Raw genomic sequence first — 25,468 nt, 5'->3', positions numbered from 1 at the left:
GCGCCGCTCAGCGCGGCGGCGTGGCCCCGTCGACGAAGCTGCGCAGCACGCCGAGCAGGGCGGCCTTCTGGTCCTCGGTGAGCCGGGCGTCGGCGCGGATGGCGTCCTCGGTGCTGGCCGGCGCGGAGGTCGCCGCCGCACCCGGCGCGGGCTGCGGGCCCGGCCCCGCCGCGGCAGGGCCGGCGGGCTCGGCCGTCGACCAGCCCGCCTGGGAGAGCAGCTGCTCGGTCGAGAGCTGGAGCGCGTCGGCGATCGAGCGCAGTACCTTGAGCGACGGCTGGTGCAGCCCCCGCTCGACCTGCGACAGGTAGGCGTTGGAGACGCTGGTCAGCGAGGCCATCTCGCGCAGCGACAGGTTGGCCAGCTGGCGCTGGGCGCGGATGAAGTCGCCCAGCGCGTTGACCTGCTCGGTCCACGGCCCGGTGCGCGCGCTCGACCCGTTCTCCGACGTGCTCGTCGTGGCCATCGCCTCCTTCGTCCGTGCGCATTCTCCCCGATGCGGCGCGGTGCGCGGGCGGGACGGTGCTCACCCGGCGCGCACGTAGCTGCCGGGGGCCTCCTCGATCGCCGGGTGGGCGGTGCTGCCCAGTGGCGGTGGGGGCGCCTGCGGACCGGCCCGCTCCCCCGCCCAGACCGCCCAGTCCTCCCACCAGCTCCCGGGCCGGCGCGCGGCGGCGGCGAACCAGTCGTCGGGCGCCGCGGGCAGCGGCCGCGTCCCGACCCGGTGCGCGGACCGGGCCGACGGCGGGTTCACGACGCCGGCGATGTGCCCGGCCGTCGTCAGCACGAACCGGACGTCACCGCCGAGCAGCCGGGCGCCGGCGTAGACCGAGCGCCACGGCGCGATGTGGTCGGTCTCGGCACCGACGACGTAGGTGTCGCAGCGCACCGCCCCGAGGTCGAGCCGCTCGCCCGCAAGCTCCATCGTGCCCGCGGCCAGCCGGTTCCCGACGTAGAGCTCCGCGAGGTACTCGGTGTGCATGGCGGCGGGCATCCGCGTCGAGTCCACGTTCCACGCGAGGAGGTCGAACGCAGGCGGGTCCTCCCCCAGCCACCAGCCGTCGAGCACGTAGCGCCACACCAGGTCCGCGGGGCGCAACGCGTCGAACACCGCCTTCATGCTCGAGGCCGGCAGGTAGCCGGTGGCGCGCATCCGGCGCGCCAGCCGGTCGACGGTGCGCGCGTCGGTGAAGACGCCGAGCGGACCGGGCTCGGAGTAGTCGAGCATCGTGTTGAGCAGGGTCAACGACGCGATCCGGCGGTCGCCGCGGGCCGCCAGCCAGGCCGCCCCTGCCGTGGCCAGGGTGCCGCCGAGGCACAGCGCGGCGACGTCGGCGCGGGACTCGCCCGTGATCTCCTCGACGACGTCGAGCGCGGCGAACAGGCCCTGCCGCAGGTAGTCCGACAGTGTCAGGTCCCGCTGCGCGCCGTCGGGGTTGCGGTAGCTCATCGCGAACACCGTGCGGCCGTGCTCGACGGCCCACTGCGCGAAGCTGCGCCCCGGCGCGAGGTCCATCACGTAGTACTTGTTGATCCACGGCGGCGAGAGCAGCAGCGGGGTGCGGTGCACCGTCGGCGTCGTCGGCGCGTACTGGATGACCTCGACGAGGTCGTTGCGGAACACCACCGCACCGGGGGTCGCGGCGAGGTCGTGACCGACGACACACGCATCGGCGGCGACCTGGCGGGGCATGCCGCCGTTCATGGCGACGTCACGGACCAGGTTGCGCAGACCGCGCAGGACGCTGCGCCCGCCGGTGCGCAGCGCCGCGGCCGGGACGTCGGGGTTGGACCACGGCCAGTTGACCGGGTCGGCGGCGGCGACGGCCTGCTCGACGAGGAAGGCGAGCTTGCGACGGGCCACCGGGCCCAGCTCGACGTCCTCGACGACGGTCCGCGCCCATCCGGCGAGCACCTCGTGCTCCCGGCGGCAGAGCGCGTACCAGGGGTTGTCCTCCCACGCCGAGTTGCGGTGGCGCCGGTCGGCCGACCGCGCACCGGGCGCGCGGGTCCCCGGCACGCGGGTCCCCGGTACGGCGTCGGCTGCCGCGCGCAGGGCGGCGCCGGCCAGCTGCGCGGTCGCGGCGACGGCGGTCCCGGGGTGCGCGGCGACGGCCACTGCCGTCTCGGCCAGTGCGCCGGCGAAGTTCATCGGGTCGACCCGGGCGACGAGCCACGAGGGCGAGACGACGTCGCCGAGGCGACCCCCGGCCCCAGCGAGGACGTCGCCGAGCCGCCGGGCGGCCGCGACGGGGCCCGGGGGACGGCCGGACCCGGAGGGCATCCCCTCGGACGTGCTCACCCCGGCCCTCCTGACGTCCCGACGCCCCGCCGCCCGTCCCGCGGGTTCACGGGACGTGACGAGTTGCACTGTCACCCGCACGGCGGATGCGCCGGGCCGGGAACGAATACCCACGCCGCTGCGTTGGAACGGACAGAACCTCAGGCGGCAGACGCCACAGCGTACCGCCGAGGTCGCGCAGGGAGGGAACCACAGATGACCGCGTCGATCACCGCCCGCAAGCCCAAGGCCGTTCCGGAGCAGCGTACCGCCCCCGAGCGTGAGGCGCTGCAGGCAGACACCCCGGTCGAGCTGTCCGCCGACGAGCTCGACGCGCAGAGCCCCGCGGCCGACCTCGTCCGCGTGTACCTCAACGGCATCGGCAAGACCGCACTGTTGACCGCCGCGCAGGAGGTCGACCTCGCCAAGCGGATCGAGGCCGGCGTGTTCGCCCGCCACGTCCTCGACACCGCCGCGGCCGAGGGCCGCGAGCTGGACCCCGACTACGCCAGGGACCTGCGGGCCGTCGCCCGCGACGGCGCCCGCGCCCGCAACCACCTGCTGGAGGCCAACCTCCGGCTGGTCGTGAGCCTGGCCAAGCGCTACACCGGCCGCGGCATGCCGCTGCTGGACCTGATCCAGGAGGGGAACCTGGGTCTGATCCGCGCCGTCGAGAAGTTCGACTACGCGAAGGGCTTCAAGTTCTCCACGTACGCGACCTGGTGGATCCGGCAGGCGATCACCCGCGGGATGGCCGACCAGGCCCGCACGATCCGGCTGCCCGTGCACCTCGTCGAGCAGGTGAACAAGCTCGCGCGCATCAAGCGCGACATGCACCAGCGGCTGGGCCGGGAGGCGACCCACGCAGAGCTGGCCGAGGAGTCCGGCCTGCCCGAGGAGAAGATCGCCGACCTGCTCGACCACGCCCGCGACCCGGTGAGCCTCGACATGCCGGTCGGGTCCGAGGAGGAGGCGCCGCTCGGCGACTTCATCGAGGACGCGGAGGCCGCCGACGCCGAGAACACCGTGATCTCGCACCTGCTGCACGACGACCTGCGCCGGGTCCTCGCGACGCTCGACGAGCGCGAGCAGAACGTGATCCGGATGCGCTACGGCCTCGACGACGGTCAGCCGTGCACGCTCGACCAGATCGGCCGCCGGTTCGGCCTGTCGCGCGAGCGGGTGCGCCAGATCGAGCGCGAGGTGATGGCGAAGCTGCGGGTCGGGGAGCGCGCCGACCGGCTCCGCGCCTACGCGAGCTGAGCCGTCCCACCACCGTCCGACAGCCGTCGGTCGGCGACCGGACCCCGGTCGCCGACCGTCGGGTCGTCGCCGCCCACCGGGCTCCCCGTGAGTTGACGGGCGACGACTTCCGCGAACGTTGTACCGTGCCCGGCCTCGACACGGCCGGGCGACAGGCACCCCTATCGGGTGGCGGAGCGTGAACGGCGCTCAGCCGAGGGTGAACGGGTCGCGGGTGCCGCCCGTCAGCTCGACCCACACCGACTTGTTCTCGGTGTACTCGTTGACCGCCTCGACGCCGTTCTCCCGGCCCAGGCCCGAGCTCTTGTAGCCGCCGAACGGCACGCTCGGGGCGACGACGCGGTAGGCGTTGATCCACACCGACCCCGCCCGGATCCTGGCCGCGACCCGGTGCGCGCGGTGCACGTCCTTGGTCCAGACCGCCCCGGCGAGGCCGTACTGGGTGTCGTTGGCGAGCTTGATCGCCTCCTCCTCGGTGCTGAACGTGTACGCGGAGAGCACCGGGCCGAACACCTCCTCGCGGACGACCGTCGACTCCGGTCCCACACCGGTGAGCACCGTCGGCTTCACGAACAGCCCGCCGAGTCCCGTGTCGGCGGCCCCGCCGTAGGCGACCGTCGCACCCTCGCCCTTGGCCGTCTCCAGGTAGCCGAGCACCTTCTCGTACTGCGGCCGGTTCGCCACCGGACCCATCTCGGTGTCGGGGTCGTTGGGGTCGCCGAGCCGGATCCGTGATGCCCGCTCCGCCACCAGCCGCACGAGGTCGTCGTGCACCGACTCGTGCACGATCAGCCGCGACCCGGCCATGCAGGTCTGCCCGGTGGCGGCGAAGACGCCGGCGACGAGCCCGTTGGACGCGGCCTCGAGGTCCGCGTCGGCGAACACGACCTGCGGGGACTTGCCGCCGAGCTCGAGGGTGACCTTGTTGAGGTTCTCCGCGGCGGCGTGCGCGACGGCACGGCCGGTGGCCGTCGAGCCGGTGAACGCCACCTTGTCGACGCCGGGGTGCCCGGCGAGGTGGGCCCCGAGCTCGCGGGAGCGTCCGGTGACGACGTTGACCACGCCCGCGGGGAAGCCGGCCTGCTCGAACAGCTCGGCCAGGCCCAGCGACGACGCCGGCGCGTGCTCCGACGGCTTGACGACGACCGTGCATCCGGCCGCGAGGGCGGGTGCCACCTTCCACGTCAGCAGCAGCAGCGGCGAGTTCCACGGCGTGATCGCCGCGACGACGCCGACCGGCTCCCGGCGGGTGTAGACGAGGTAGTTCGGGTTGGGCGAGGGGATCTGACGTCCCTCGAGCTTGTCGGCCAGCCCCGCGTAGTAGTGGAACCAGCCGCCCAGCCCGTTGAGCTGGCCCAGCATCTCCCGGTAGAGCTTGCCGGAGTCGTTGACCTCCAGCCGGGCGAGCCGCTCGGCGTTCTCCCCGATCAGGTCGCCGAGGCGACGCATCAGCGCCGCGCGGGCGAACCCGGTCAGCTCGCCCCACTCGCCGTCGAACGCCGCCCTCGCCGCCGCGACCGCCGCGTCGACGTCCTCGGTCCCGCCGTCGGGCAGGACGGCCCACGGCCGCCCGGTGTAGGGGTTCTCCGACTCGAACGTCGCTCCCGAGATCGCGTCGACCGGCTTGCCGCCGATCACCATCCGGAAGTGCTCGAGATCCGCCATTTCGTCCGTCCTCCTCGACGTCGCCAGGGCGTGCTGCCGGGTCACGCTACGAGAAACCCGACCCGGGCGGCCATCGCTGCGCGGCGCGCCCGGCTCCATGACACAGGTCACACCGAAACCGCGCGGTGGGATGACTCTCAGGAATGGTGTCGCCCTGGGCCGGGTGCATACCCTGCGTGTGTGACCGGTTCCCTCTCGAGTGCGCAGGCCCGTCCCGGCCCGGTGGATCCCGCGACGATGCGCGACGTACTGGGGCACTTCGTGTCCGGCGTCGTCGTGATCACCGCGATCGGCCCGGAGGGACCGATCGGCTTCACGTGTCAGTCCTTCGCGTCGCTGTCGCTCGACCCGCCGCTGGTCAACTTCTCCCCGGCGCGGACGTCGTCGACCTGGCCCCGCATCCGGGAGACCTCGTCGTTCTGCATCAACGTGCTCGCCGAGGACCACCAGCACTACAGCGCCGGGTTCGCACGCTCGGGCGTCGACAAGTTCGCGGGCGTCACGTGGAGCCCGGCACCCTCGGGCGCACCCGTCCTCGACGGCGTGACGGCGTGGGTCGACTGCACGCTCGAGCACGAGTACGAGGGTGGCGACCACACGATCGTCGTCGCCCGGGTGCACGACCTCGGTGCCGACGCCTCCCGGCTGCCCCTGCTGTTCTACCGGGGCGGCTACAGCGCGGTCTCCCCCGCCGTCGAGGAGGGTGGCCGATGAGCCCCGTCCTGCTGGGCCTCGTCGGCGGACCCGACGCCGGTGGCCGTACCACGACGGCGGTCGAGGGCGTGCTCGTCGGCGCCGAGAAGGCGGGCGCCACGACGTCGTTGCTCGAGCTGAGCCAGGCCGCTCCCGACGAGGTCGCCGCGGCGCTCGAGGCGGCCGACGGCGTGGTGTTCGGCAGCCCGGTGTACCGGGCGACCTACAGCGCCCTGCTCAAGCAGGTCCTCGAGGCCACCGAGCGCGGCCGCTGGGGCGAGAAGACCCAACCCCTGCAGGGCAAGGTCGCGGCGACCGTGCTCACCGGCGCGAGCGCGCACCACTTCCTCGCGGTCGACGACCTGCGCAACGTCCTCGCCGGGTTCTTCGCCGTCCAGGTGCTCTCCCCCGGGCTCTACGTCGAGCAGGCGGGCTACGTCGACCGCACGACGCTGACGCCGGAGACCGCGGAGCTCGCCGCGGTGCACGGGGCGGCGCTCGCCGACCTCGCGAGGGCGGTCCGCGGTTCGGCGGCGCTGCAGGCGATCACGCCGCAGGTCTGAGCGCGGATCGCGCAGGCCACGCCTCGTCGGGGTCCCCCGCTCACGGGCCCTCGGACAGCAACGCGCGCACCGCGTCGGCGTCCGGCGCGGTGAGCGCGCGGGCGGCCAGCTCGGCCGCCGCGCACACGTCGATCTCGCGGACGGTGTGCTTGGTCGCGGCGACGGCGGGCGCCGCGACGCTCAGCTCCCGCACGCCCAGGCCCAGCAGCACGGTGGCGGCGGCCTCGTCCGCGGCGGCCTCGCCGCACACCGCGACGAGCACGTCGGGACCGGCGCCGCGACAGGTCGCGGCGACCAGCGCGAGGACGCCGGGGTCCAGCGGGTCGGCGAGCCCGGCCACCGCGTCGTTGCCGCGTTCGGTGGCCAGCGCGTACTGGGTGAGGTCGTTGGTGCCGATGCTCAGGAAGTCCACGTGCGGTGCGAACGCGGCGGCCTTGAGCGCCGCGGCCGGCACCTCGACCATCATCCCGACCTGCAGGTCCGCCGGGGTGCCGCGGCCTTCGGCGACGACGGCGGCGTCGAGCGCCGCCCGGGCCGCGCGCAGCTCGGCGACCGTCGAGACCATCGGGAACATGACGCTCACCGGGGTCGCGTGCGCGGTGCGGACGATCGCGCGCAGCTGGGTGTCGAGCAGGTCCGGTGCGCGCAGCGCCAGCCGCAGGCCGCGAAGCCCGAGGAACGGGTTGGCCTCGGCGGGCTGCGCGACGTAGGGCAGCGGCTTGTCCCCACCCACGTCGAGGGTCCGCAGCGTGATCCGGCGACCGCCGAGCGCGGCGGCGATCCCCCGGTAGGCGGCCTCCTGCTCGTCGATCCCGGGTGCGGCGTCGCGGCCGAGGAACAGGAACTCGGTGCGGACCAGCCCGGCGAGGTCGGCGCCGGTCGCGGCCGCGGCGTCGGCGGGCCCGGCGGCGTTGACCCCGACGAGCACCCGCACCCCGTCGCGGGAAACAGCCGGCTCCCGCGCCAGCGCCCGCGCCGCGCGGTCGCGGACGGCCTGCGCGGCGGCGCGGTCCCGGAACCGGTCGGCGTCGGGGGGCGCGGGGTCGACGAGCAGCTCACCCGTCGCGCCGTCGAGGGCCAGTGGCGTCCCGGCCGCGATGTCGAGCACGGCGTCGCCCGCCCCGACGATCGTCGGGATGCCCTTGGCCCGCAGCAGGATCGCCGCGTGCGCGGTCGGGCTGCCCGCCGCCAGGACGACCCCGACGACGGCCACCGGGTCGAGGGCGGCCGCGTCGGCCGGGGTGAGGTCGCGGGCGACGAGGACACCCTCGCCCGCGACGGGCGCGTCCGCCGCGGGCACGCCGAGCAGGGCCCGCAGGACCTGGTCACCGACGGCCCGGACGTCGGCGGCCCGGGCGCGCTGGTACTCGTCGGGCAGGGCCGCGAACCGCTCGGCGACCGCGCGGATCGCGTCGGCCCACGCCCGGGGCGCGCCGACGCCGGCGTCGATGCCGGCGACCGCGGCCTCCCGCAGGTCGGGGTCGTCGAGCAGGGCGAGGTGGGCGTCGAAGATCGCCGCCTCGTCGGCGCCCGCCGTGGTGGCGGTGTGCGCGCGGGCGGCCTCGATCGTGGACGCGGTGGCGCGCAACGCGTCGTCGAGCGCGGCCCGGTCGGCCTCCGGGTCGTGTGACGACGCCCCGGGGAGGTCGGACCCGTTGGGGAGAGCGGAGCCGTTGGGGAGAGCGGGGGCCCGCAGCGGACGCGCGGGTCCGACGACGACTCCCGGGGAGGCGCCGAGCGGGCGGCCGGCGACGGCCGGCGCCGCCGGGGCCGTCGGCGGCGCGGCCTGCGCCAGGGCCGTCTGCGGCGCGGCCTGCGCCAGGGCCGTCTGCGGCGCGGCCTGCGCCGACGCCGTCGCGGCCGGGCCCGTCAGGCCGGATGCGGTCGCCGCCGCACCGACCCGGTCGAGTGCGGTGGTCGCGTCCGGCCCCGAGGCGACGACCTCGATCTCCTGCCCGGCGAGCACGCCGAGCCCCGCGAGCCGCGAGAGGCTCGTGACGTCGGCCCACTCCGAGCCGGTCGTCGCGTTGCGGGCGCGGACGTCGGCGTCGAGTCCACGGACCGCGCCGACCAGCCGGGACGCGGGCCGTGCGTGCAGGCCGTGCGCGTCGGTGACCACCAGGCGCAGGACCGGGCCGCCCGCGACGGGTCCGGCGTCCCCGGGCGCCGGTGCCGGGCCACCGAGCTGCGCGGTCTTCGCCGCGAGCGCACCGGACGCCTCGGCCGCGACCCCCGCCCGGTCGGCACCCCCGGCCGCAGTGACGACGGCGGCCACCAGCCCCTCGACCAGCGGTGCCGCACAGAGCAGCACGCGCTCGGCGCGGTCCGGGTCGAGCATCTCCACCGCGAGCTCCGCGGAGAGCACCGCGCTGCCGAGGTCCATCAGCACGACCACCCCGGCGCCCTCGTCAGCCGCCTCGATCGCGGTCATGATGGCGGCGGCGTCGGTGCCGAACGTCGTGTCGTCGAGACCGGCGGCCACCTCGATCCGTGGGCCGCCGTCGTGCACCATCTCGCGGGCGAGCCCGACGGCCGCGTCGGCCAGCACCCGGCTGTGGGACACGACGACGATCCCCACGACGGCGACGGCCTCGCCGCCGTCGACGGGCCCGCGGCTCTCGGCGGGAGCGGTCACGCCAGTGCGTCGGCCGCGGCGGCCACGAGCATCGTGACCGAGGTGGCTCCCGGATCCTGGTGTCCCGCACTGCGTTCGCCGAGGTAGCTCGCCCGGCCCTTGCGGGCGACGAGCGGGATCGTCGCGTCCCGCCCTGCTGCTGCGGCGGCCGCCGCCGCGCGCAGGGCCTCGGCGAGCGGGTCGCCGTCGGCCAGCGCCGCGTCGAGCGCGTCGACGGCGGGACTCAGCGCGTCGTACATGGTCTTGTCGCCGGCCTCGGCCTTGCCGCGCGCGACGACCCCCTCGAGCCCGGCCCGCAGCGCCTTGGCGAAGGCGGGCCCGTCGAGCTCGGTGACCTCGCCCGCCGACGTCGCGACCCGCAGGAACAGCGTCCCGTACAGCGGGCCGCTCGCGCCGCCGACTGTGCTGACCAGCGTCATCCCGACCTTCTTGAACAGCGCCGCCGCGGAGGGCTGCGGCTCGGCGTCGAGTGCCGCGACGACGGCCGTCATCCCGCGGTCGAGGTTGGAACCGTGGTCGGCGTCGCCGATCGCGGCGTCGAGCCGGGTCAGCTCGTCGCGGTGCTCGTGCACCTCGGCCGCGAACCGCCGTACCCAGTCCGTGAGCTGGTCGAGTGTCGCGCTCATGCCCCCCACCGGAGTCCAGGAGTCCTGACCGGCGCGTCCCACAGCCGGATCAGCTCGTCGTCGCACCTGAGCAGCGTGACCGAGCAGCCCGCCATCTCCAGGCTCGTGATGTACGGGCCGACCAGCGACCGCGCGATCCGCACCCCCGCCTTGTCGAGCAGGGCGGCGACCTCGTTGTACATCAGGTACAGCTCCAGCAGCGGCGTGCCGCCCATGCCGTTGACGAAGCAGATGACGCCGTCGGGGCCGGTGAAGTCGAGGTCGGCCAGCACGGGCTCGACGAGCATCGCGGCGATCTCGCGGGCGGGCGCGACGGGGACCCGGCGTCGGCCGGGCTCGCCGTGGATGCCGATGCCGATCTCCATCTGGTCGTCGGGCAGGTCGAACGTCGGCTGTCCCGCGGCCGGCACGGTGCAGGACGTGAGCGCCATGCCCATGCTGCGGCCCTGGCCGTTGACCTTGCGCGCCACCGCCGCCACGGCCGCGAGGTCGCGTCCCTCGTCGGCGGCGGCACCGACGATCTTCTCCAGCAGCACCGTCACGCCGACGCCGCGGCGGCCCGCGGTGTAGAGGCTGTCCTGGACGGCGACGTCGTCGTCGGTGACCACCGAGAGCACGTCGACGCCGGTCTCGGCGGCCGCCAGCTCCGCGGCCATCTCGAAGTTCATCACGTCGCCGGTGTAGTTCTTGACGATGTGCAGGACGCCGGCGCCGCCGTCGACGTTCTTGGTGGCCTCGACCATCTGGTCGGGCACCGGGGAGGTGAAGACCTCTCCCGCGCACGCGGCGTCGAGCATGCCGGGACCGACGAACCCGCCGTGCATCGGCTCGTGGCCGGAGCCACCGCCCGAGATCAGCCCGACCTTGCCCTGCACGGGCGCGTCGGCGCGGTAGACGATCCGGTTCGCGTGGTCCACGCGCAGCTCGGGGTGGGCGGCATCCATGCCGCGCAGCGCCTCGGCGACGACGTCGGCCGGATCGTTGATGAGCTTCTTCATCGTGAGCCCTCCGTTGGGCGCGACCGGATCCTGACGGCACGTGCAGGTCGAGCTGAACGCATTTCGACTATGCCGAACGTCCATCGGAAGGTACGCTCACCCGTGGTGCGGGGCAAGACTCCGACCCGACGAGCCCGGCGACGTGGCGGGAGGCCCGCGTGATCCAGTCCGTGGACCGCGCCGTCCGCATCCTCACGGCCCTGCAGGGCGCCCGGCGGATGGGCCTCGGCGAGCTCGCCGCGCAGCTGGAGCTGGCGCCGTCGACGGTGCACGGCATCGTCCGCACCCTGCTCGACCACGGGATGATCGCCCAGGAGCGCGACTCCGGCCGCTACCGGCTGGGCCCGGCGACGCTACGGCTGGGCAACGTCTACCTCGACACCCTGGAGCTGCGCTCGCGGTCGGTACCGTGGGCGGAGGACCTCGCCGCGCGGACGGGGATGGCCGTGCGGACCGCCGTGCTGCTGGCCGGACCGGGTGGCGACGTCATCGTCGTCGCCCACGAGCCGCGACCGGGCGGCGGCAGGCAGATGAACGAGGTGGGGATCGTGGTTCCCGCGCACGCGTGCGCGCTCGGCAAGGCGTTGCTGGCGTTCGACCCCGCGGGCGAGCCCGCGTTCGACACGGCCGGCGAGCCGTTGCGCAGCATGACGGGCGAGACGATCACCGACCCCGCCCGGCTGCGTACCGAGCTCGCCGCGATCCGCCGCGTGGGGCTGGCCACCGAGGCCGAGGAGGCCGTGCTCGGCGAGTACGGGCTCGCCGCGCCGGTCGCCGACCACAGCGGCACCATCGCGGGCGCGATCGGGCTCGTCGTCCCGCAGACCGAGTGGCCCGTCGGCCCCGGGGCGACCGACGCGCTGCGCGCCGCGGCCCGCAGCATCTCCCGCGAGCTCGGCGCACCGTCGTGGCCGCCCGTGGTGCGCGACCGGCCGGCGGCGAGCGCATGACCGCCCGGCTCGGGATCGGGCTCGCCGCCGTCGCGCGCCCGGCCTACATCACCTCGGGTCGCGACCACGACCTCGGCGCCGACCGCAGCGTCGACGCGCTGCGCGCGCGGACGTGGGCGGTGCTCGACGCGGCCGTCGCGGCCGGGATCGACTACGTCGACGTCGCCCGGTCCTACGGCCGTGCCGAGGAGTTCCTCGCGGGCTGGCTCGACGCCCACCCCGGCGCGCCGGTCGAGGTCGGCTCCAAGTGGGGCTACCGCTACGTCGGCGAGTGGCGCACGGACGCGCCCGTCCACGAGGTCAAGGACCATTCCCTCGGCGCGTTCACCGAGCAGATCGCGCAGACCCGCGCGCTGCTGGGCGAGCGGCTCGCCGTCTACCACGTGCACTCGGCCACCCTGGAGACCGGCGTCCTGGAGCTCACCGACCTGCACGCCAGGCTCGCCGTGCTGCGCGACGAGGGCGTCCGCGTCGGCATCTCGACGTCGGGCCCGCGACAGGCCGAGACGATCCGCCGCGCCCTGGAGATCCAGGTCGGCGGGCGCCCGCTGTTCACCTCGATCCAGGCGACGTGGAACGTGCTCGAGCCCTCGGCCGCCCCGGCACTGGCCGAGGCCGCGGCGACGGGCGCCCGGGTGATCGTCAAGGAGCCGGTCGCCAACGGCCTGCTGGCCCCCGGCGGTCAGGACGGCTCCCCCGGCGCGGCGCGGGCGGCGGCGCTCGCGGACAAGGCCGGCGTCCCGATCGACCGGCTCGCGATCGCCGTGGCGCTGGCCCGCCCGTGGGCGTGGCGCGTGCTCTCCGGCGCCGTCGACCCGCAGCAGCTGCGCAGCAACGCCGCGGCGGCCAACGTCGACCTGCGCGCCGTCGACACGTCGATCCTCGAGGAGCTCGCGGCCCTGGCCGTCCCGGCCGAGGAGTACTGGGCGACCCGGTCGGCGCGGTCCTGGACCTAGGACGTACCGGATCCGCAGAACATCCGCCGGCGATCGGATAAGGTTCGGGCCTCGAACCTCGCTGCGGCACGTGCACCCCCTCCCAGGAGCAGCCATGCGCGACGCGGCGCACCGGCAGGTCGATCCGCTGACGACCGACGCGTTGATCGCGCGCAAGATCGTCGTCCCGACGCAGCGCGGCGTCGTGGTGGCGCGACCGCGACTGTTCCGCCTCCTCGACGACGGGAGCCGCTACCCGCTGGTGACGGTCGTGGCGCCGGCCGGTTGGGGCAAGACCACCCTGCTGTCGACCTGGCTGGCCGAGCGCGCCGACGACAGTGTCGTCGCGTGGTTGTCGGTCGACCAGGAGGACGACGACCCGGTCCGGTTCTGGTCGCAGGTGATCAGGACAGTTACGCACGCGCTGGCGCTGCCTCCCGACCACGCACTCCCGACGCTACGCCCGACCCGGGCCACATCGAACGACGTGCGATTCGTCGCCGAGATGATCGACGTACTGGCCGCCCTCCCCGAGCAGGTCTGCCTCGTGATCGACGACGTGCACGAGATCACCGAGCCGAGCATCCCGGCCGGGCTCACCTACCTGGTCGGACACACGCCCCCGAACTTTCGGCTCGTCCTGTCGGGACGGTTCCTGCCCGGCATACCGCTAGGACGCATGCGCGTCCTGGACGAGGTCCTGGAGATCAACGCGGCCGCGCTCGGTTTCACGGACACCGAGCTCACGACGGTCCTCGACGGCGCCGGCCACTCCGTCGAGCCTGAGGACACCGCGAGGCTGCTGCAACGAACGGAGGGCTGGCCCGCGGGCGTGCGGCTTGCGCAGCTGGCGATGTCCGGGACCGTCGGCGCGACGGCCGCGCTGACGGACCTGACCGGGGAGGAGTCGGTCGTCGCCGAGTACTTCGGCACCGAGGTCTTCGACCGGCAGGACCCTGCGACACGCGAGTTCCTGCTCCACACGTGCGTGACCGACGCGCTGACGGCCGACCTGGCCGACGCACTGACCGGCCGGAACGACTCCGAGCAGCTGCTCGAGACGATGGCCAGAACGAACACGTTCATCGGGATCCAGGGACGTCGTCCCTGGTACCGCTATCACCAGCTCTTCGCCGAGACTCTCCGCTCGACGCTGCGACGCGAGGACCCGCAGCGCATGCGGGCCCAGCACCGCACCGCGGCACGCTGGCACCTCGAGCACGGCGACGCGGTGGCTGCGGTCCGGCACGCCGTCGACGGCGGCGATCTCGCTACGGCACGGCTCGCCCTCGGCCGGGTATGGCTGCGCCTGGTGCTCGACGGTGAGCTGACAACTCTCAACCGAGTGCTGGACCTGCTCCCCCGCGACACCGTGTCGGCCGACGCCGAGCTCGTCCTCGTGCGGGCGGTCCTCCATCTGGAGTCAGGGCGCCACCGACGCGCGCTGGCCGATGTCGAGACCGGGGAGCGACTGATCCACCGTCTCGACGGCGCCGACCGGGCCCGGGCCGCGGCGGTGGCAGCAACAGTGCGGCTCCGGCTGGCCCAGCTCGGCGGCGACATCAACGGGGCGCGGCACGCGGGCGAGGCGGTGCTGTCGTCACCCGCCCTCGAGGTCGACGACCCGTTGCGGGCCATGGCCCTGCTCGGTCTCGGCGTATGCGAGTACTTCACGGGCCGACGTGCCGCGGCGCAGGAGATCCTGCGCGAGGGCCTGCGGATCGCGCGGACGACCGGCCACGACTACCTGGTCACGGGTTTCCTGAGCCAGCTCGCCGTGGTACTGACGGCACAGGACCGGCCCGTGGAGGCCGTCGACGCGGCGCAGGAGGCCGTCGCGCTCGCACAGCGGCGCGGCTGGGGCGCGACGCCGCAGATGGCCGTCACGTGGCACGCCCTGGGCTGGGCGCACTTCCTGTGGAACCGGCTCGACGAGGCCGACCTGTACCTCGACCGGGCCGAGCTGGCCGCGCCGAGCGGTGACGCCGCCCTCCTCGCCGTGATCCACATGGTGCAGGGTCTGGTGCAGTCGTTGCGCCGCAACCACGACGCCGCGCTCGCGCTCCTGACCACCGCGGAGCGCGACCTCGGCGACGTCATCGACCGCTTCGTCTTCCGCTCCTACATCCAGGCCGAGGTCGTCCGGCTCCTGGTCGCGACGGGCCGGCTGGATGAGGCGGACCGCCGCCTCGCCGCGCACCGCGACGGGCAACCGTCGGTGAGCCTCGCCGTCGCCGAGGCCGAACTGGCGTGGGCCCGCGGCGACGCCGCCGCGGCACTGGTCGTCGTGGAGTCGGCACCCGGCGGCACGGGGAGCGGGTTCCTGGACCAGCACCTGCAGGCACGCGTGCTGTCGGCGGTCCTGACCGCCGAGCTGCGCCGTCCCGACGACGCCGACCGCATCCTGGAGGAGGCCCTCGACCTCGCGCTGCCCGGCCACTACCGGCAGCCGTTCCTGCAGTTCGGGGAGGCACGGACGCTGCTCGAGGCCCACCGCGGCTGCCCGGCGCACCGGCGGTTCGTGGCGGATCTGCTCGGGGCCGACGACGCGCCCGTGACCGGGGCGGCCGGCCCCGGCGCCGAGGTGCTCTCCGACCGGGAGGTCGAGGTCCTCGGCCACCTCGCGGCGATGCTCACCGCCGCCGAGATCGGCGCCGAGATGTTCGTGTCGGTCAACACCGTGAAGACCCACCTGAAGAGCATCTACCGCAAGCTCGGTGTGAGCAGCCGACGGCAGGCGGTGGCCCGAGGTGTCGAGCTGGGCATCGTGCGGCCCGGCCCCGGCCGGATGTGACGGGTCAGCCGAGGACCGTCGCGTGGACGTCGTCCCACGCGACACCCCGGTCCATCGCCGTCTTGGCGCGGACGAACGCGGCCGACCGGTTCTTGGCCAGCACCCCGACCAGACGGCCGCCGTCGCCGTAGCCGACCACGAACTCGTCGGCCTCCAGCGCACCGCACAGCACGCGGACCTCCCGGGCGCCCGCGTCGCCGGCGAACTGGAAGTGGTGGCCGTACTGGTGCGTCCAGAAGTACCGGCCGGTGGTGAACGGGGCGGGCGCACCGCCGGTGAGCCGGTTCGCGACGTGGCGGGCCTGCTCGACCGCGACCATCCACTGTTGACCCCGCGCCGACCGCCCGGTCCGCGGGTCGGTCCAGCGCGCGACGTCGCCGGCGGCGTGGACGTTCGACGGGCCCGCGCACAGCTGGCCGTCGCAGACCACGCCGTCGTCGACGCGCAGGCCCGACCCCGCGAGCCACTCGACGTTGGGCACCACGCCGAGCCCGGCGACGAGCAGGTCGCACGGGAGCACACTGCCGTCGGTGAGCCGGACCGCCTCGACCCGCTCGCGGCCGAGGACCTCGGCGACGGCGACCCCGCACCTCAGGTCGGTGCCGTTGGCGCGGTGCATCGACACGAACGCCGCGGCCACCAGCGGCCCCACGGCCCGCGCGAGCGGCGTGGGCTGCACCTCGACGACGGTGACGTCGAGCCCCAGCGCCCGCGCGCTGGAGGCCACCTCGGCACCCACGAACCCGGCGCCCGCGACGACGACGGTCGGGCGCCGTTCGAGCTCCGCGCGGATCGCCACCGCGTCGTCGACGGTCCGCAACACGAGCACGCCCTCCGGCGGGGTCTGCCACGGGACCGGCCGCGGGCGTGCGCCCGTGCAGACGACCAGGTCGTCGTAGGGGACGCGACCCGCCACGGTCTCGACGACGCCGCGCACGGGATCGAGCCCGAGGACCGCGCAGCCCGTGCGCAGCTCGACGTCGAGGTCGGCGAAGGCCTGCCCGTCCTTGAACGTGACGTCCTGCGGCCGGGACTTCCCGGTCAGGACGTCCTTGGACAGCGGCGGGCGGTCGTAGGGCAGATGCGGCTCGTCACCGAGCACGACGACCGCCCCGTCGAAGCCCCGCCGCCTGAGGAACTCCGTCACCCGTACCGCCGCCAGTCCCCCGCCGGCGACGACCACCCGCCGCGTCCGCATCCCGTCCGCCCTCAGCCGTCCGCGGCGACGACGTCGACGGCGATGGCGATGGCGTCGACCGGACAGCACGCCGCGGCGTCGTGCACGCTGTCGAGGTCGGCACCGGTGACGGTCGGGTGCAGCACCACCAACCGCGCATCGGGTCCCATCCCGAACACGTTCCCCGCGATCGTGGTGCACATCCCCGAGTGGATGCACCGGTCCCAGTCGATCGTCACGTCCGCCATGGCTCCTCCTCGTCCGTACTTCGGTCCGTGCGGGCTCAGCTGCCGAGCTTCTCGGCGAGCTCGAACAACCAGCGGCGGTACTCGATGGAGTACTTGTCGACACCCTTGAGGTGCATCTCCTCCGACAGGTCCTCGGGGAGCTCCTCGGGGCGTTGCGATTCGACGACGGGCCGGTCCTGCTCGTAGATGAAGTGGACGAACCCGCCCAGCTCCTCGTCGGCCTTGGCCGGGTCGCCGAAGTCGCGACCGGCGATGGTGAAGTTGCGGATGCTGCGCGGCCCCAGTGGCGTCGGGTGGAACAGCAGGTTGTACTTGTTGCCGTCGGAGAAGACGATGTTGAGCATGCAGGTCAGCGGCATGAAGACCCGCCAGTCGATCGAGAAGTAGACGTAGGGGTCCTCGGGCAGGTCCTTGCCGCCCCACGCCGCCGAGTCGACCGGTACCCGCACCAACGTCTTCTTGTCCTGCAGGTTCTCGAGACGGTTCTCGTCGCGCCAGACGTCGTGGCCCGGCACCGCCGGCTGCGTCGCGTCGCCGAGATAGCCGTCGTGCAGGATCGCGAAGTGGGAATAGTCGGTGTAGTTCTCGACCCGGCGCGGCGCGCTGCACTCCCAGTCGGTCAGCGGCCGGCACGCGATGTGGTGCAATCCGGGGTCGTCGAACTGCGGGTACTCCGGCAACGGGTAGTACGGCTCGTCGACCAGGCAGGCCCAGATCAGCCCGTAGCGTTCTGCCGACAGGTACTTGTGCACGCCCGCCCGCAGGTGGCCCGCGAGGTCGGGGCGCTGGGGCGCGAGGGTGCACCGGCCGCTGCTGTCGTACTGCCAACCGTGGTACGGGCACTGCAGCTCACGGCCGCCGATCACCGCGCCGATCGACAGCGCCGACCCGCGGTGCGCGCACAGGTCGTCGAACACGCAGACCTCGCCGTCCAACCGTACGACGACCAGCTGCTGCCCCATGAGCGTCGCCCGGATCGGGGTGTCCCCGAGATCCTCGGCGTAGGCGACGGGATGCCAGAAGTGCCGCAGGGAGCGGTAGATCCGCGCCTCGCCGTCGGCGTTGAACTCGTTGACCCGCGAGGTGAACGCCGACTCGTCCGGGAGGTCGGTGAGCGTCATGGTGGGAGGTCCCTTTCTCGGCGGTGAGGTGGGGCGTCGTGTCCGGCTGCCTTCGCAGTGTCGGACGTCGCGAAGATCGAGTCGACACACGTGGCGGGTGATCCCCCGGGCCGGTCCCCCTCACCCGTGACGGGTGACCCTTCGCCCGAGAACCGTCTGCGCGCGAACGGGTCCGGACATGCCGACGCGGGCCGCGGCGGCTGGTCGGCCGCGGCCCGCGATGCGTGGACGCCTCCCGCTACGGCGTACCGGCGGGCACCCGTCGGTCGGCGTAGGACGGCCGGATGTCGGTCATCATCGCGACGAGCTCGTCGACGACCGCGTCGAGGAACGCGCGGCCGCTCTCCGCGGACGCCACGTGCGGGTCGCCGAAGATCGAGGTGTCGTTGGTCGCGGGGCTCGGCCGCGTCGTGTACGTCCGCGACGGCGTGACCGGAGCGACGAGATCCCAGCCGACGAGCGGCGTCGCCACCCCTTCGATCGCGGCCATGTCGACGAGCTCGGGACGGACGGCGAGCTGGAACGACGTCTCGAACTCGCAGCCGTGGCCCATGCCGCCGACCTCCGACCGGCGCAGCGCGTGGATCCGGGCCGCCGCCGGTTCCCAGTAGCTGACGGCGGTCACCGTCGGGGCGTAGGTCGTGTCGAGGTCGTCGATCAGCCGCCGGGCCACCGCGTCGTTCGCGGTGCCGTTGGGCCGGTTCCCGTTGAGGATCAGCAGCCTGCGGAACCCCTGTTTGATCAGCGCCGTCCCGACCTCGTAGACCAGCTCCTGGTAGAGCGGCACCGACAGCGAGATCGTGCCGGTGAACGACTCGAAGGTCTTCGAGATCCCGTACGGCAGCGGCGGGGCGACGACGGCACCGAGCCGCTCCGCCACCAGCGTCGCGACGTGCTCGGCCTGGTGGGTGTCGGCGTCGTTGGGCATGTGCGCCCCGTGCGCCTCGGTGGCACCGGTGGGCAGGATGACCAGCGCCTCGCGGTCGATGGCCTCCTGGACCTGCCGCCAGCTCATGTGGGCGATCTTCATCGGGACTCTCCTCCCGCGACGGCCGCAGCCGTCGCGTCGACGACGGGCGGCCGCCGGCGGCCGTGCCCGGTGGACGTCTCGAACATGTGGCCGATCTCGAGGACCCGCCGGTCGGCGCCGGGCGGGCCGACGATCTGCATGCCGACGGGCAGCCCGTCGCCGGAGAAGCCGGCCGGTACCGACAACGCCGGGCATCCCGTCGCACTGATCCAGTAGGCGAGGCGCATCCAGTCGAGGTAGCCGGCCCCGCCCGCCGCGCCGCCGTCGCCGGCCGCCGGGAGGCAGGGGTACTCGAGCCGGGCGTCGAACGGGGGCACGGGGCTGACCGCGGCGACGAGGACGTCGTAGCCGGCGAAGAACGCGTGCATCCGCTCCCACAGCTCACCGCGCATGCCTTCGGCGCGGGCGACGTCCTCGGCACGCAGCTCACGGCCGGCCTCGATGTTGGCAGCCAGGCTCGGCTTGACCAGGTCCCGGTGCGCGTCGAGCAGCTCGCCGTAGGCCAGCTGGAACTGCCACGCGCGCAGGGTGCGGAACACCTCGTCGGCGCCCGACAGGTCGGGGTGGTCCTCGACGACCACACAGCCGAGGCCTTCGAGGACGCCCACCTGTCGTGCGAGCACGTCCGCGACGGCCGGATCGAGCGCCACCGCGCCGCCGAGGTCCGGCGCCCACGCCACCCGCACCCCGTGCAGGTCGACCTCGAGCGGGCCGTCGAGCGTTCGGGGGTCGTCGGCCAGGCTGATCGGGCACCGCGGGTCCGGCCCGGCGATCACCGACAGCAGCAGCGCGAGGTCGTCGACCGAGCGGGCCATCGGGCCGGGAACGGTCAGGCTCGACCACGGCAGCACCGACGGGTACTGGGGCACCCGTCCGGCCGTCGGTCGCAGGCCCACGACGTTGCAGAACGACGCCGGGTTGCGCAGCGAACCGCCCATGTCGTTCCCGTCGGCCAGCGGCTGCATCCCGCAGGCCAGCGCCGCGGCCGCCCCGCCGGAGCTGCCGCCCGCCGACCGGTCGAGCGCGTAGGGGTTGCGCGTGAGTCCGAACACCTCGTTGTACGTGTGCGACCCGGCCGCGAACTCGGGGACGTTGGTCTTGCCGATCGTGATCGCGCCCGCTGCCCGGATGCGGGTGACGACGAGCTCGTCGTCGTCGGGGACGTGGTCGGCGAAGATGCGCGAGCCGTAGGTGGTGCGGATACCGGCCGTGCGGTGGGTGTCCTTGTGCGCCACCGGTATCCCGTGCAACGGCCCGAGCGGGCGGCCGGCGCTGCGGGCCTCGTCGGCCCGGGCGGCGTCGGCCAGCGCCTGCTCCGGCACGAGGGTCACGATCGCGTTGACGGCCGGGTTCACCGCGTCGATCCGGTCCAGGTGCGCCCGGACCAGCTCGACCGCCGACACCTGCCCGGTGCGGACGAGGTCGGCCATCTCCCGAGCGGTCAGGAAGCACAGCTCGTCGGCCGTCACGGTGGAGGTCCTGAGTTGCGAAGCGGGTGTGACATAAGCCCTCTCCTGTCCGCTGATCGGATATGTCATCCTTCTCGCGGACAGTCAAGCAGGTGGCGCCGCCGACCGTCAACGCCGTCGGAGGTCCCCCACCGCCGGACCGAGGAGACGATCAGCGATGGCCACAGCGCGTCCCGGCACGTCCCGCCGAGCGGTCGTTCGCCCCACGATCGCCCGGACGCCGAGGAGGGCCGGGTGATGCCCGGGTCCGCGTCCCTGATCGCCGCGGTGCTCGACGCCGGCAGCTTCGTCGGCTGGGACGCTCCGCCACCGCCGGTCGCCGACGACGCCTACCGCGCCGCGCTCACGGCCGCCGCCCGGCGCGCCGGTACCGACGAGTCGATCGTCACCGGTCAGGGCCGGATCGCCGGGCGGGCGGTCGCCGTCGTCTGCAGCGAGTACGGGTTCCTCGGCGGCTCGATCGGTGCGACGGCGGCGAACCGGATCGTCGCCGCCGTCGAGAGGGCCACCGCCGCCCGGCTCCCGCTGCTCGCCTCCGCGGCCTCCGGCGGAACCCGGATGCAGGAGGGGACGCCCGCATTCGTGCGGATGGCGCCGATCGTCGCCGCGGTGACCGCGCACAAGGCCGCGGGCCTGCCCTACCTCGTCCATCTGCGGCACCCGACCACCGGTGGCGTGCTCGCCTCGTGGGGGTCGCTCGGCCACGTCACCGTCGCCGAACCCGGCGCCCTCATCGGCTTCCTCGGGCCGACGGTCTACGAGGCGCTGCACGGACGCCCCTTCCCTGCCGGCGTCCAGACCGCTGAGGCCCTCCACGACCACGGCCTCGTCGACGCGGTGCTGCCGACATCGCTGCTGCGCGGGATCGCCGCGCGCGCACTCGCGCTGCTCGCGCCACAACCGCCCGCCACCGACGCCGCCACCCCCGCTCCCGCGCCCCGAGGCCCGGTGCCCGAGCCCCCCGCGTGGGAGTCCGTCCGCCGGACCCGCCACCCGGGCCGGCCGGGGCTGCACGCCGTCCTGCGCCACGCCGACGACGCGCTCCCCCTCAGCGGGACCGGGGCGGGCGAGCGCGGCGAGGCGCTGGTCCTGGCGCTCGTCCGGTTCGGCGGCACGGCCTGTGTGCTCGCCGGCCACGACCGCACCGTCTCCCGGCCGCCGACACCCGCCGACCTGCGCACCGCGCGCCGCGGGATGCGGCTCGCCGGCGAGCTCGGCCTTCCGTTCGTCACCGTGATCGACACCGCCGGCGCGGAGCTCAGCCCGGCCGCGGAGTGGGGTGGCCTCGCCGGGGAGATCGCCCGCTGCCTCGCCGACCTGCAGCAACTGCCCGCACCCACGCTCTCGGTGCTGCTCGGCCAGGGCACCGGCGGCGCCGCGATCGCGCTGCTGCCGGCCGACCGCGTCGTCGCCGCCCGGCACGCCTGGCTCGGGCCGCTGCCGCCCGAGGGCGCTGCCACGATCCGCTTCGGTGACCCGGCCCGCGCACCCGAGATCACCGAGGCGCAGCACGTCCGGGCAACCGATCTCGTCCGCGCCGGCGTCGTCGACCGCGTGCTCGACGAGCTCCCGGACGCCGCCGACGAGCCGGCGGCTTTCGCCCGCCGCGTCGCCGACGTGATCGCCGAGGAGTTGCGGCACCTGCGCACGGGCGACGCCGCCCTGCGCAGCACCGGGCGTGCCGCCCGGGGCCACCGGCTCGTCGCCCTGCCTCCCGCCTGACGCCGGGAACACGCCCTCGGCGCCGGCCGGGACCGGCGGTCAGCCGGCCCGGTCGGCGAGGGTCGCGACGTAGTCGTCGAGCGTGCGGGCGGGCCGGCCGAGCAGCGCCTCCAGCACGAACGGCGGCCCGGTGAACCCGAACTCGCGGTAGTGGTCGGACATGAGCGCGAGGCACCGGCCCGCGTGGTCCGCCGCCGCGGCGGGTGGGGCGTCGACGGCGCGGACGACATGTCCGAGCCGGCGCGCCAGGGCCGCGGCGATGTCGTCGGCGTCGAGGGCCTGCGGCCCGCACAGTTCGAAGGTGCCACCGTCGAGTCCGTCCCTCGTGAGCAGGACGGCGGCCGCATCGGCGACGTCGCGCAGATCGACGTAGGACAGTCGGGCCCCGACGCCCCACGGGCTGGGGAAGCGGCCCGTCCGCCGCACGACGTCGAGCTGCCCGCCGACGTTGTCGAGGTAGGCGCAGGGCTGGACGACCCTACGGTCCACGTCGAGGGTGTCGAGGAACTCCTCCACCCGCAGCTTCTGCCAGTGGTGGGGCATCCGTTCCAGCTGCGGGCGCAGCACCGAGTGGTAGACGAGCCTGCCCACCCCGGCCTCGCAGGCCCGCTGCGCGAGCCGGGTCGCACCGGCGAGCTCGTCGGCGTCGAAGTTCGGCCAGATCAGGTACAGGGCGCCGCAGCCACGCAGCGCGGCCGCGGTCGCGTCGTCGTCACGCAGCGAGCCGACCACGACCTCGGCACCGAGCACGGCCAGTTCCGCGGCGGCGCGCCGGCCCCGCACCAGCGCCCGCACCGGCAGGCCTCGGCGCCGCAGCGCGGCGGTCACGGCGAGGCCGGTCATCCCGCCGGCCGCGGTCACCAGGATCATCCGCCGGCCACCGGCCGCCGGGTCACACGTTCACCCGCGCCTGGCGCAGCAGGTCGTGGATCGCGCTGGGACTCAACGGGACCTGCCGCACGGGCGGCGTGCCGAGCGGGCTCAGCGCGTCCTCGACCGCCGACGCGATGACCTGCCCGACGGGGATGGTGCCGGCCTCGCCGACGCCCTTGATGCCCAACGGGTTCAGCGGTGAGGGCGTCTCCAGGTGGATCATCTCGATGTGCGGGACCTCCGTCGCGTAGGGCACGAGGAAGTCCATGAAACTCGCGTTGCGCAGCACGCCGTTCTCGTCGTACTCCAGCTTCTCGTAGAACGCGCCGCCCATCCCCTGCGCGACACCGCCCGCGACCTGGCCCTCGACGATCATCGGGTTGATCATGTTGCCGCAGTCGTGCACGCACACGTACCGCTTGACGTCGATGTCGCAGGTGACGGGGTCGACCTCGACGAGCGCGGCGTGCACCCCGTAGGCCCAGGTCGCGTGCGGCGGGGAGTAGTACTCGGAGACCTCGATGCCGGGACGCTCCCCGTCGGGCAGCGGCTTGCCGGTGCTGCGTGCGGTCGGCGCGAACTGGGTGGCCGTCTGCGCGGCCTTGTTGAACGCGTAGCGCAGCGGGTTGCTCATCGTCGCGACCTCGGCGAGCGTGACGCCGCGAGAGGTCGTGCCGCGCACGAAGGCGCGCCCGTCGGCCAGCTCGATGTCGTCGGGGTCGGCCTCGAGCATGTTGGCCGCGGCCTGCGCGATCCTGGCCCGCGCGCTCACCGCGGCGATGTGCACTGCGTTGCCGCTGACGACGGCCGCGCGGCTGGCGAACGTCGCCACTCCCCAGTCGAAGACGCCGGTGTCGCCCTCGACGACGATCACGTCCTCGGGCCGCACGCCGATCTGGTCGGCGACGATCTGTGCCCACGCCGTCTCGTGGCCCTGCCCCTGCGCGGTGAGCCCGGTGTTGACGTAGGCCTTGCCGGTGATCGGGTGCAGCCGGATCTTCGCGCCCTCGTACGGGCCGAGCCCGGTTCCCTCGACGTAGAACGACAGGCCGAGGCCGAGCATGCGGCCCTCGGCCCGGGCCTGTTCCTGCTCGGCGCGGATCGCGTCGAGGTCGAGCGCCTTCTCCAGCGCGGCCAGCGCGTCGTCGTAGCGTCCGCTGTCGAGCGTGACCGGCAGCCCGTCGGCGAAGACCAGGTCCGGCCGGGTGTAGGGGAACTCGTCGGGCGTGATGAAGTTCCGTCGCCGGATCTCGAAGCGGTCGATTCCGAGCTCGGCCGCGAGCTGGTCCATCGCGCGTTCGATGGCGAAGTTGGCCTGCGGGCGGCCGCAGCCGCGATAGGGCGTCACGGGGACCGTCGGGGTGTAGACGCAGTCGAAGGTCACGTGGATCGCCGGGATGCGGTACGGGCCGGCGATCTGGGTGGACGCGACCTGGGCGACGGCGATCCCGTAGGGGATGAACGACCCGGTGTCGTGCAGGAAGGTGTCCCGCAGGCCCAGGACGACGCCGTCGCTGGTCGCGGCGAGCTCGATGTCGTGGATCTGGGTCCGCTCGTGGGTCATGTGCACGAAGTTCTCGGAGCGGTCCTCGACCCACTTGACCGGCCGGCGCAGGTCCTTGGCCGCGAACGGCACGAGGATCTCGTTGCTGTACGGGAACACGATCTTGGGCCCGAAGCCGCCGCCGACGTCGGGGGCGACGACACGCACCTTGTCCTCGTCCAGGTCGAACAGGCTCGACAGGGCGCCGCGCAGGCCGATCGGAGCCTGGGTGCCGTCCCACACGGTGAGCTCGCCGGAGACCGCGTCCCAGCGCGCCGCCGTGCTGAGGCACTCCATCGGCGCGGCGGTGCTGCGGTCGACGCGCACCTGGATGCGGGTCACGTGGTCGGCGGCCGCGAACGCGGCGTCGGGATCGCCGCTGACCTGCACGAGGTGCGCCGCGATGTTGTTCGGGACGTCCTCGTGGACCAGCGGTGCGCCGTCGAGCGCGGCCTTCGCGGGGTCGACCTCGACCGGCAGGATGTCGTAGTCGATCTCGATCAGCCGCGCGGCGTCCTCGGCGATGTAGCGGTCGTCGGCGACGACGAACGCGATCGCCTGCCCGACGTGGTAGACGTCCTCGTGGGCGAGCGGGTACTGGGTGCGCGGATGGCCGATGCACGGGTGCGGGATCAGCAGCGGCATCGTGACGTCGAGCTCGCCGAGGTCGGCGTGGGTGTAGACGCGGTGCACCCCCGGCAGGGCCCGCGCGGCGGTGGTGTCGAGGTGGGTGATGCGGCCGCGGGCCACGGCACTGCGCGCGAAGGCGCCGTGCAGCACGCCGTCGAGCGGCAGGTCGTCGACGAAACGGCCGCGGCCGGTGATCAGGCGCGCGTCCTCGTTGCGCTGGACGCGGGCACCGAACTGGCGGGTGGACATCGA

At 74.2% G+C, this 25,468-nt stretch carries 20 protein-coding genes; 7 read left to right on the top strand and 13 right to left on the bottom strand.

Translation table 11 applies throughout. The annotated features are described in order from the left end of the window. Nucleotides 1-7: 7 nt before the first annotated feature. Entirely contained in the window at nt 8-466 is a 459-nt protein-coding gene (locus PSED_RS15015; RefSeq protein WP_013675103.1) for a helix-turn-helix domain-containing protein, read from the bottom strand. A 60-nt stretch (nt 467-526) separates the two neighbouring features. Next, entirely contained in the window at nt 527-2,302 is a 1,776-nt protein-coding gene (locus PSED_RS15010) for a PHA/PHB synthase family protein (protein ID WP_013675102.1), read from the bottom strand. A gap of 195 nt (nt 2,303-2,497) precedes the next feature. On the opposite strand from PSED_RS15010, the gene PSED_RS15005 reads away from it, so the two are divergent. Further along, the gene (locus PSED_RS15005) at nt 2,498-3,544 is read left to right on the top strand and encodes a sigma-70 family RNA polymerase sigma factor (protein ID WP_013675101.1); all 1,047 of its coding nucleotides are present in this window, start codon (nt 2,498-2,500) and stop codon (nt 3,542-3,544) included. A gap of 189 nt (nt 3,545-3,733) precedes the next feature. Here the strand turns inward: PSED_RS15005 and PSED_RS15000 are convergent, their stop codons facing one another. Further along, nucleotides 3,734-5,209, bottom strand: a complete 1,476-nt coding sequence (locus PSED_RS15000) for an aldehyde dehydrogenase (RefSeq protein WP_013675100.1) — start codon at nt 5,207-5,209, stop codon at nt 3,734-3,736. A 237-nt stretch (nt 5,210-5,446) separates the two neighbouring features. On the opposite strand from PSED_RS15000, the gene PSED_RS14995 reads away from it, so the two are divergent. Together PSED_RS14995 and PSED_RS14990 are read left to right on the top strand one after the other, a co-directional pair. Continuing rightward, a complete protein-coding gene (locus PSED_RS14995; protein ID WP_049803682.1) occupies nt 5,447-5,923 on the top strand; it encodes a flavin reductase family protein in 477 nt (158 codons plus the stop codon). After that, nucleotides 5,920-6,465 (top strand): NAD(P)H-dependent oxidoreductase, encoded by a 546-nt coding sequence (locus PSED_RS14990; protein ID WP_013675098.1) that lies wholly within the window; start codon nt 5,920-5,922, stop codon nt 6,463-6,465. The genes PSED_RS14995 and PSED_RS14990 overlap by 4 nt, the downstream gene beginning before the upstream one ends. Nucleotides 6,466-6,505: 40 nt before the next feature. Here the strand turns inward: PSED_RS14990 and ptsP are convergent, their stop codons facing one another. From ptsP to dhaK, 3 genes are read right to left on the bottom strand one after another with little or no spacing between them, the layout of a single operon-like run. After that, nucleotides 6,506-9,100, bottom strand: coding sequence for a phosphoenolpyruvate--protein phosphotransferase (gene ptsP, locus PSED_RS14985; protein ID WP_013675097.1), 2,595 nt, complete (start codon nt 9,098-9,100; stop codon nt 6,506-6,508). After that, entirely contained in the window at nt 9,097-9,726 is a 630-nt protein-coding gene (dhaL, locus tag PSED_RS14980) for a dihydroxyacetone kinase subunit DhaL (RefSeq protein ID WP_013675096.1), read from the bottom strand. Before dhaL ends, ptsP begins: the two co-directional genes overlap by 4 nt. Then, nucleotides 9,723-10,724, bottom strand: a complete 1,002-nt coding sequence (gene dhaK / locus PSED_RS14975) for a dihydroxyacetone kinase subunit DhaK (protein ID WP_013675095.1) — start codon at nt 10,722-10,724, stop codon at nt 9,723-9,725. Before dhaK ends, dhaL begins: the two co-directional genes overlap by 4 nt. 158 nt (nt 10,725-10,882) lie before the next feature. On the opposite strand from dhaK, the gene PSED_RS14970 reads away from it, so the two are divergent. From PSED_RS14970 to PSED_RS14960, 3 genes are all read left to right on the top strand, one after another. After that, entirely contained in the window at nt 10,883-11,674 is a 792-nt protein-coding gene (locus PSED_RS14970; RefSeq protein ID WP_013675094.1) for an IclR family transcriptional regulator, read from the top strand. Then, on the top strand, nt 11,671-12,630 hold the full coding sequence (locus tag PSED_RS14965) for an aldo/keto reductase (RefSeq protein WP_013675093.1): 960 nt from the start codon (nt 11,671-11,673) through the stop codon (nt 12,628-12,630). Before PSED_RS14970 ends, PSED_RS14965 begins: the two co-directional genes overlap by 4 nt. 94 nt (nt 12,631-12,724) lie before the next feature. Beyond that, nucleotides 12,725-15,403: a winged helix-turn-helix domain-containing protein gene (locus tag PSED_RS14960; protein WP_013675092.1), complete on the top strand. Its 2,679-nt coding sequence runs from the start codon at nt 12,725-12,727 to the stop codon at nt 15,401-15,403. Between the two features lie 4 nt (nt 15,404-15,407). Here PSED_RS14960 and PSED_RS14955 read toward each other — a convergent pair whose 3' ends face one another. The 5 genes from PSED_RS14955 to PSED_RS14935 all read right to left on the bottom strand — a co-directional run bounded on the left by PSED_RS14955 (nt 15,408) and on the right by PSED_RS14935 (nt 20,448). Then, nucleotides 15,408-16,601, bottom strand: a complete 1,194-nt coding sequence (locus PSED_RS14955) for an NAD(P)/FAD-dependent oxidoreductase (protein WP_013675091.1) — start codon at nt 16,599-16,601, stop codon at nt 15,408-15,410. A gap of 11 nt (nt 16,602-16,612) precedes the next feature. Then, nucleotides 16,613-16,828 carry a ferredoxin gene (locus tag PSED_RS14950; protein ID WP_013675090.1) on the bottom strand — a complete coding sequence of 72 codons (216 nt, stop codon included), beginning with the start codon at nt 16,826-16,828 and terminating at the stop codon, nt 16,613-16,615. 35 nt (nt 16,829-16,863) lie between these two features. Then, entirely contained in the window at nt 16,864-17,949 is a 1,086-nt protein-coding gene (locus PSED_RS14945) for an aromatic ring-hydroxylating oxygenase subunit alpha (RefSeq protein WP_013675089.1), read from the bottom strand. Between the two features lie 238 nt (nt 17,950-18,187). Continuing rightward, entirely contained in the window at nt 18,188-18,979 is a 792-nt protein-coding gene (locus PSED_RS14940) for a creatininase family protein (RefSeq protein WP_013675088.1), read from the bottom strand. Further along, on the bottom strand, nt 18,976-20,448 hold the full coding sequence (locus PSED_RS14935; RefSeq protein WP_013675087.1) for an amidase: 1,473 nt from the start codon (nt 20,446-20,448) through the stop codon (nt 18,976-18,978). The genes PSED_RS14940 and PSED_RS14935 overlap by 4 nt, the downstream gene beginning before the upstream one ends. 237 nt (nt 20,449-20,685) lie before the next feature. Between PSED_RS14935 and PSED_RS14930 the strand changes: the two genes are divergently transcribed. Next, nucleotides 20,686-22,170, top strand: coding sequence for a carboxyl transferase domain-containing protein (locus PSED_RS14930; protein WP_013675086.1), 1,485 nt, complete (start codon nt 20,686-20,688; stop codon nt 22,168-22,170). A gap of 39 nt (nt 22,171-22,209) precedes the next feature. Here PSED_RS14930 and PSED_RS14925 read toward each other — a convergent pair whose 3' ends face one another. After that, the gene (locus PSED_RS14925; protein WP_013675085.1) at nt 22,210-23,040 is read right to left on the bottom strand and encodes an SDR family oxidoreductase; all 831 of its coding nucleotides are present in this window, start codon (nt 23,038-23,040) and stop codon (nt 22,210-22,212) included. 22 nt (nt 23,041-23,062) lie between these two features. Beyond that, complete coding sequence (gene cutA, locus PSED_RS14920; protein ID WP_013675084.1) at nt 23,063-25,465, bottom strand: aerobic carbon-monoxide dehydrogenase large subunit; 2,403 nt, start codon at nt 25,463-25,465, stop codon at nt 23,063-23,065. Nucleotides 25,466-25,468 lie beyond the last annotated feature (3 nt).

Origin of the sequence: Pseudonocardia benzenivorans CB1190, from assembly GCF_000196675.2 — a bacterium.
Classification (GTDB): domain Bacteria; phylum Actinomycetota; class Actinomycetes; order Mycobacteriales; family Pseudonocardiaceae; genus Pseudonocardia; species Pseudonocardia benzenivorans.
The sequence above is the reverse complement of the archived record's forward strand: the minus strand, read 5'-3'. Positions and strand labels throughout refer to the sequence as shown.

What these genes read in the sequence shown, in the direction of transcription:
- PSED_RS14950 (WP_013675090.1), bottom strand. Translation starts at nt 16,828, where the DNA reads ATGGCGGACGTGACGATCGACTGGGACCGGTGCATCCACTCGGGGATG.
- PSED_RS14960 (WP_013675092.1), top strand. Translation starts at nt 12,725, where the DNA reads ATGCGCGACGCGGCGCACCGGCAGGTCGATCCGCTGACGACCGACGCG.
- PSED_RS14990 (WP_013675098.1), top strand. Translation starts at nt 5,920, where the DNA reads ATGAGCCCCGTCCTGCTGGGCCTCGTCGGCGGACCCGACGCCGGTGGC.
- PSED_RS14925 (WP_013675085.1), bottom strand. Translation starts at nt 23,040, where the DNA reads ATGATCCTGGTGACCGCGGCCGGCGGGATGACCGGCCTCGCCGTGACC.
- PSED_RS14930 (WP_013675086.1), top strand. Translation starts at nt 20,686, where the DNA reads ATGCCCGGGTCCGCGTCCCTGATCGCCGCGGTGCTCGACGCCGGCAGC.
- PSED_RS15005 (WP_013675101.1), top strand. Translation starts at nt 2,498, where the DNA reads ATGACCGCGTCGATCACCGCCCGCAAGCCCAAGGCCGTTCCGGAGCAG.
- dhaK (WP_013675095.1), bottom strand. Translation starts at nt 10,724, where the DNA reads ATGAAGAAGCTCATCAACGATCCGGCCGACGTCGTCGCCGAGGCGCTG.
- PSED_RS15000 (WP_013675100.1), bottom strand. Translation starts at nt 5,209, where the DNA reads ATGGCGGATCTCGAGCACTTCCGGATGGTGATCGGCGGCAAGCCGGTC.
- PSED_RS15015 (WP_013675103.1), bottom strand. Translation starts at nt 466, where the DNA reads ATGGCCACGACGAGCACGTCGGAGAACGGGTCGAGCGCGCGCACCGGG.
- PSED_RS14995 (WP_049803682.1), top strand. Translation starts at nt 5,447, where the DNA reads ATGCGCGACGTACTGGGGCACTTCGTGTCCGGCGTCGTCGTGATCACC.
- PSED_RS14965 (WP_013675093.1), top strand. Translation starts at nt 11,671, where the DNA reads ATGACCGCCCGGCTCGGGATCGGGCTCGCCGCCGTCGCGCGCCCGGCC.
- cutA (WP_013675084.1), bottom strand. Translation starts at nt 25,465, where the DNA reads ATGTCCACCCGCCAGTTCGGTGCCCGCGTCCAGCGCAACGAGGACGCG.
- dhaL (WP_013675096.1), bottom strand. Translation starts at nt 9,726, where the DNA reads ATGAGCGCGACACTCGACCAGCTCACGGACTGGGTACGGCGGTTCGCG.
- PSED_RS14945 (WP_013675089.1), bottom strand. Translation starts at nt 17,949, where the DNA reads ATGACGCTCACCGACCTCCCGGACGAGTCGGCGTTCACCTCGCGGGTC.
- PSED_RS14955 (WP_013675091.1), bottom strand. Translation starts at nt 16,601, where the DNA reads ATGCGGACGCGGCGGGTGGTCGTCGCCGGCGGGGGACTGGCGGCGGTA.
- PSED_RS14940 (WP_013675088.1), bottom strand. Translation starts at nt 18,979, where the DNA reads ATGAAGATCGCCCACATGAGCTGGCGGCAGGTCCAGGAGGCCATCGAC.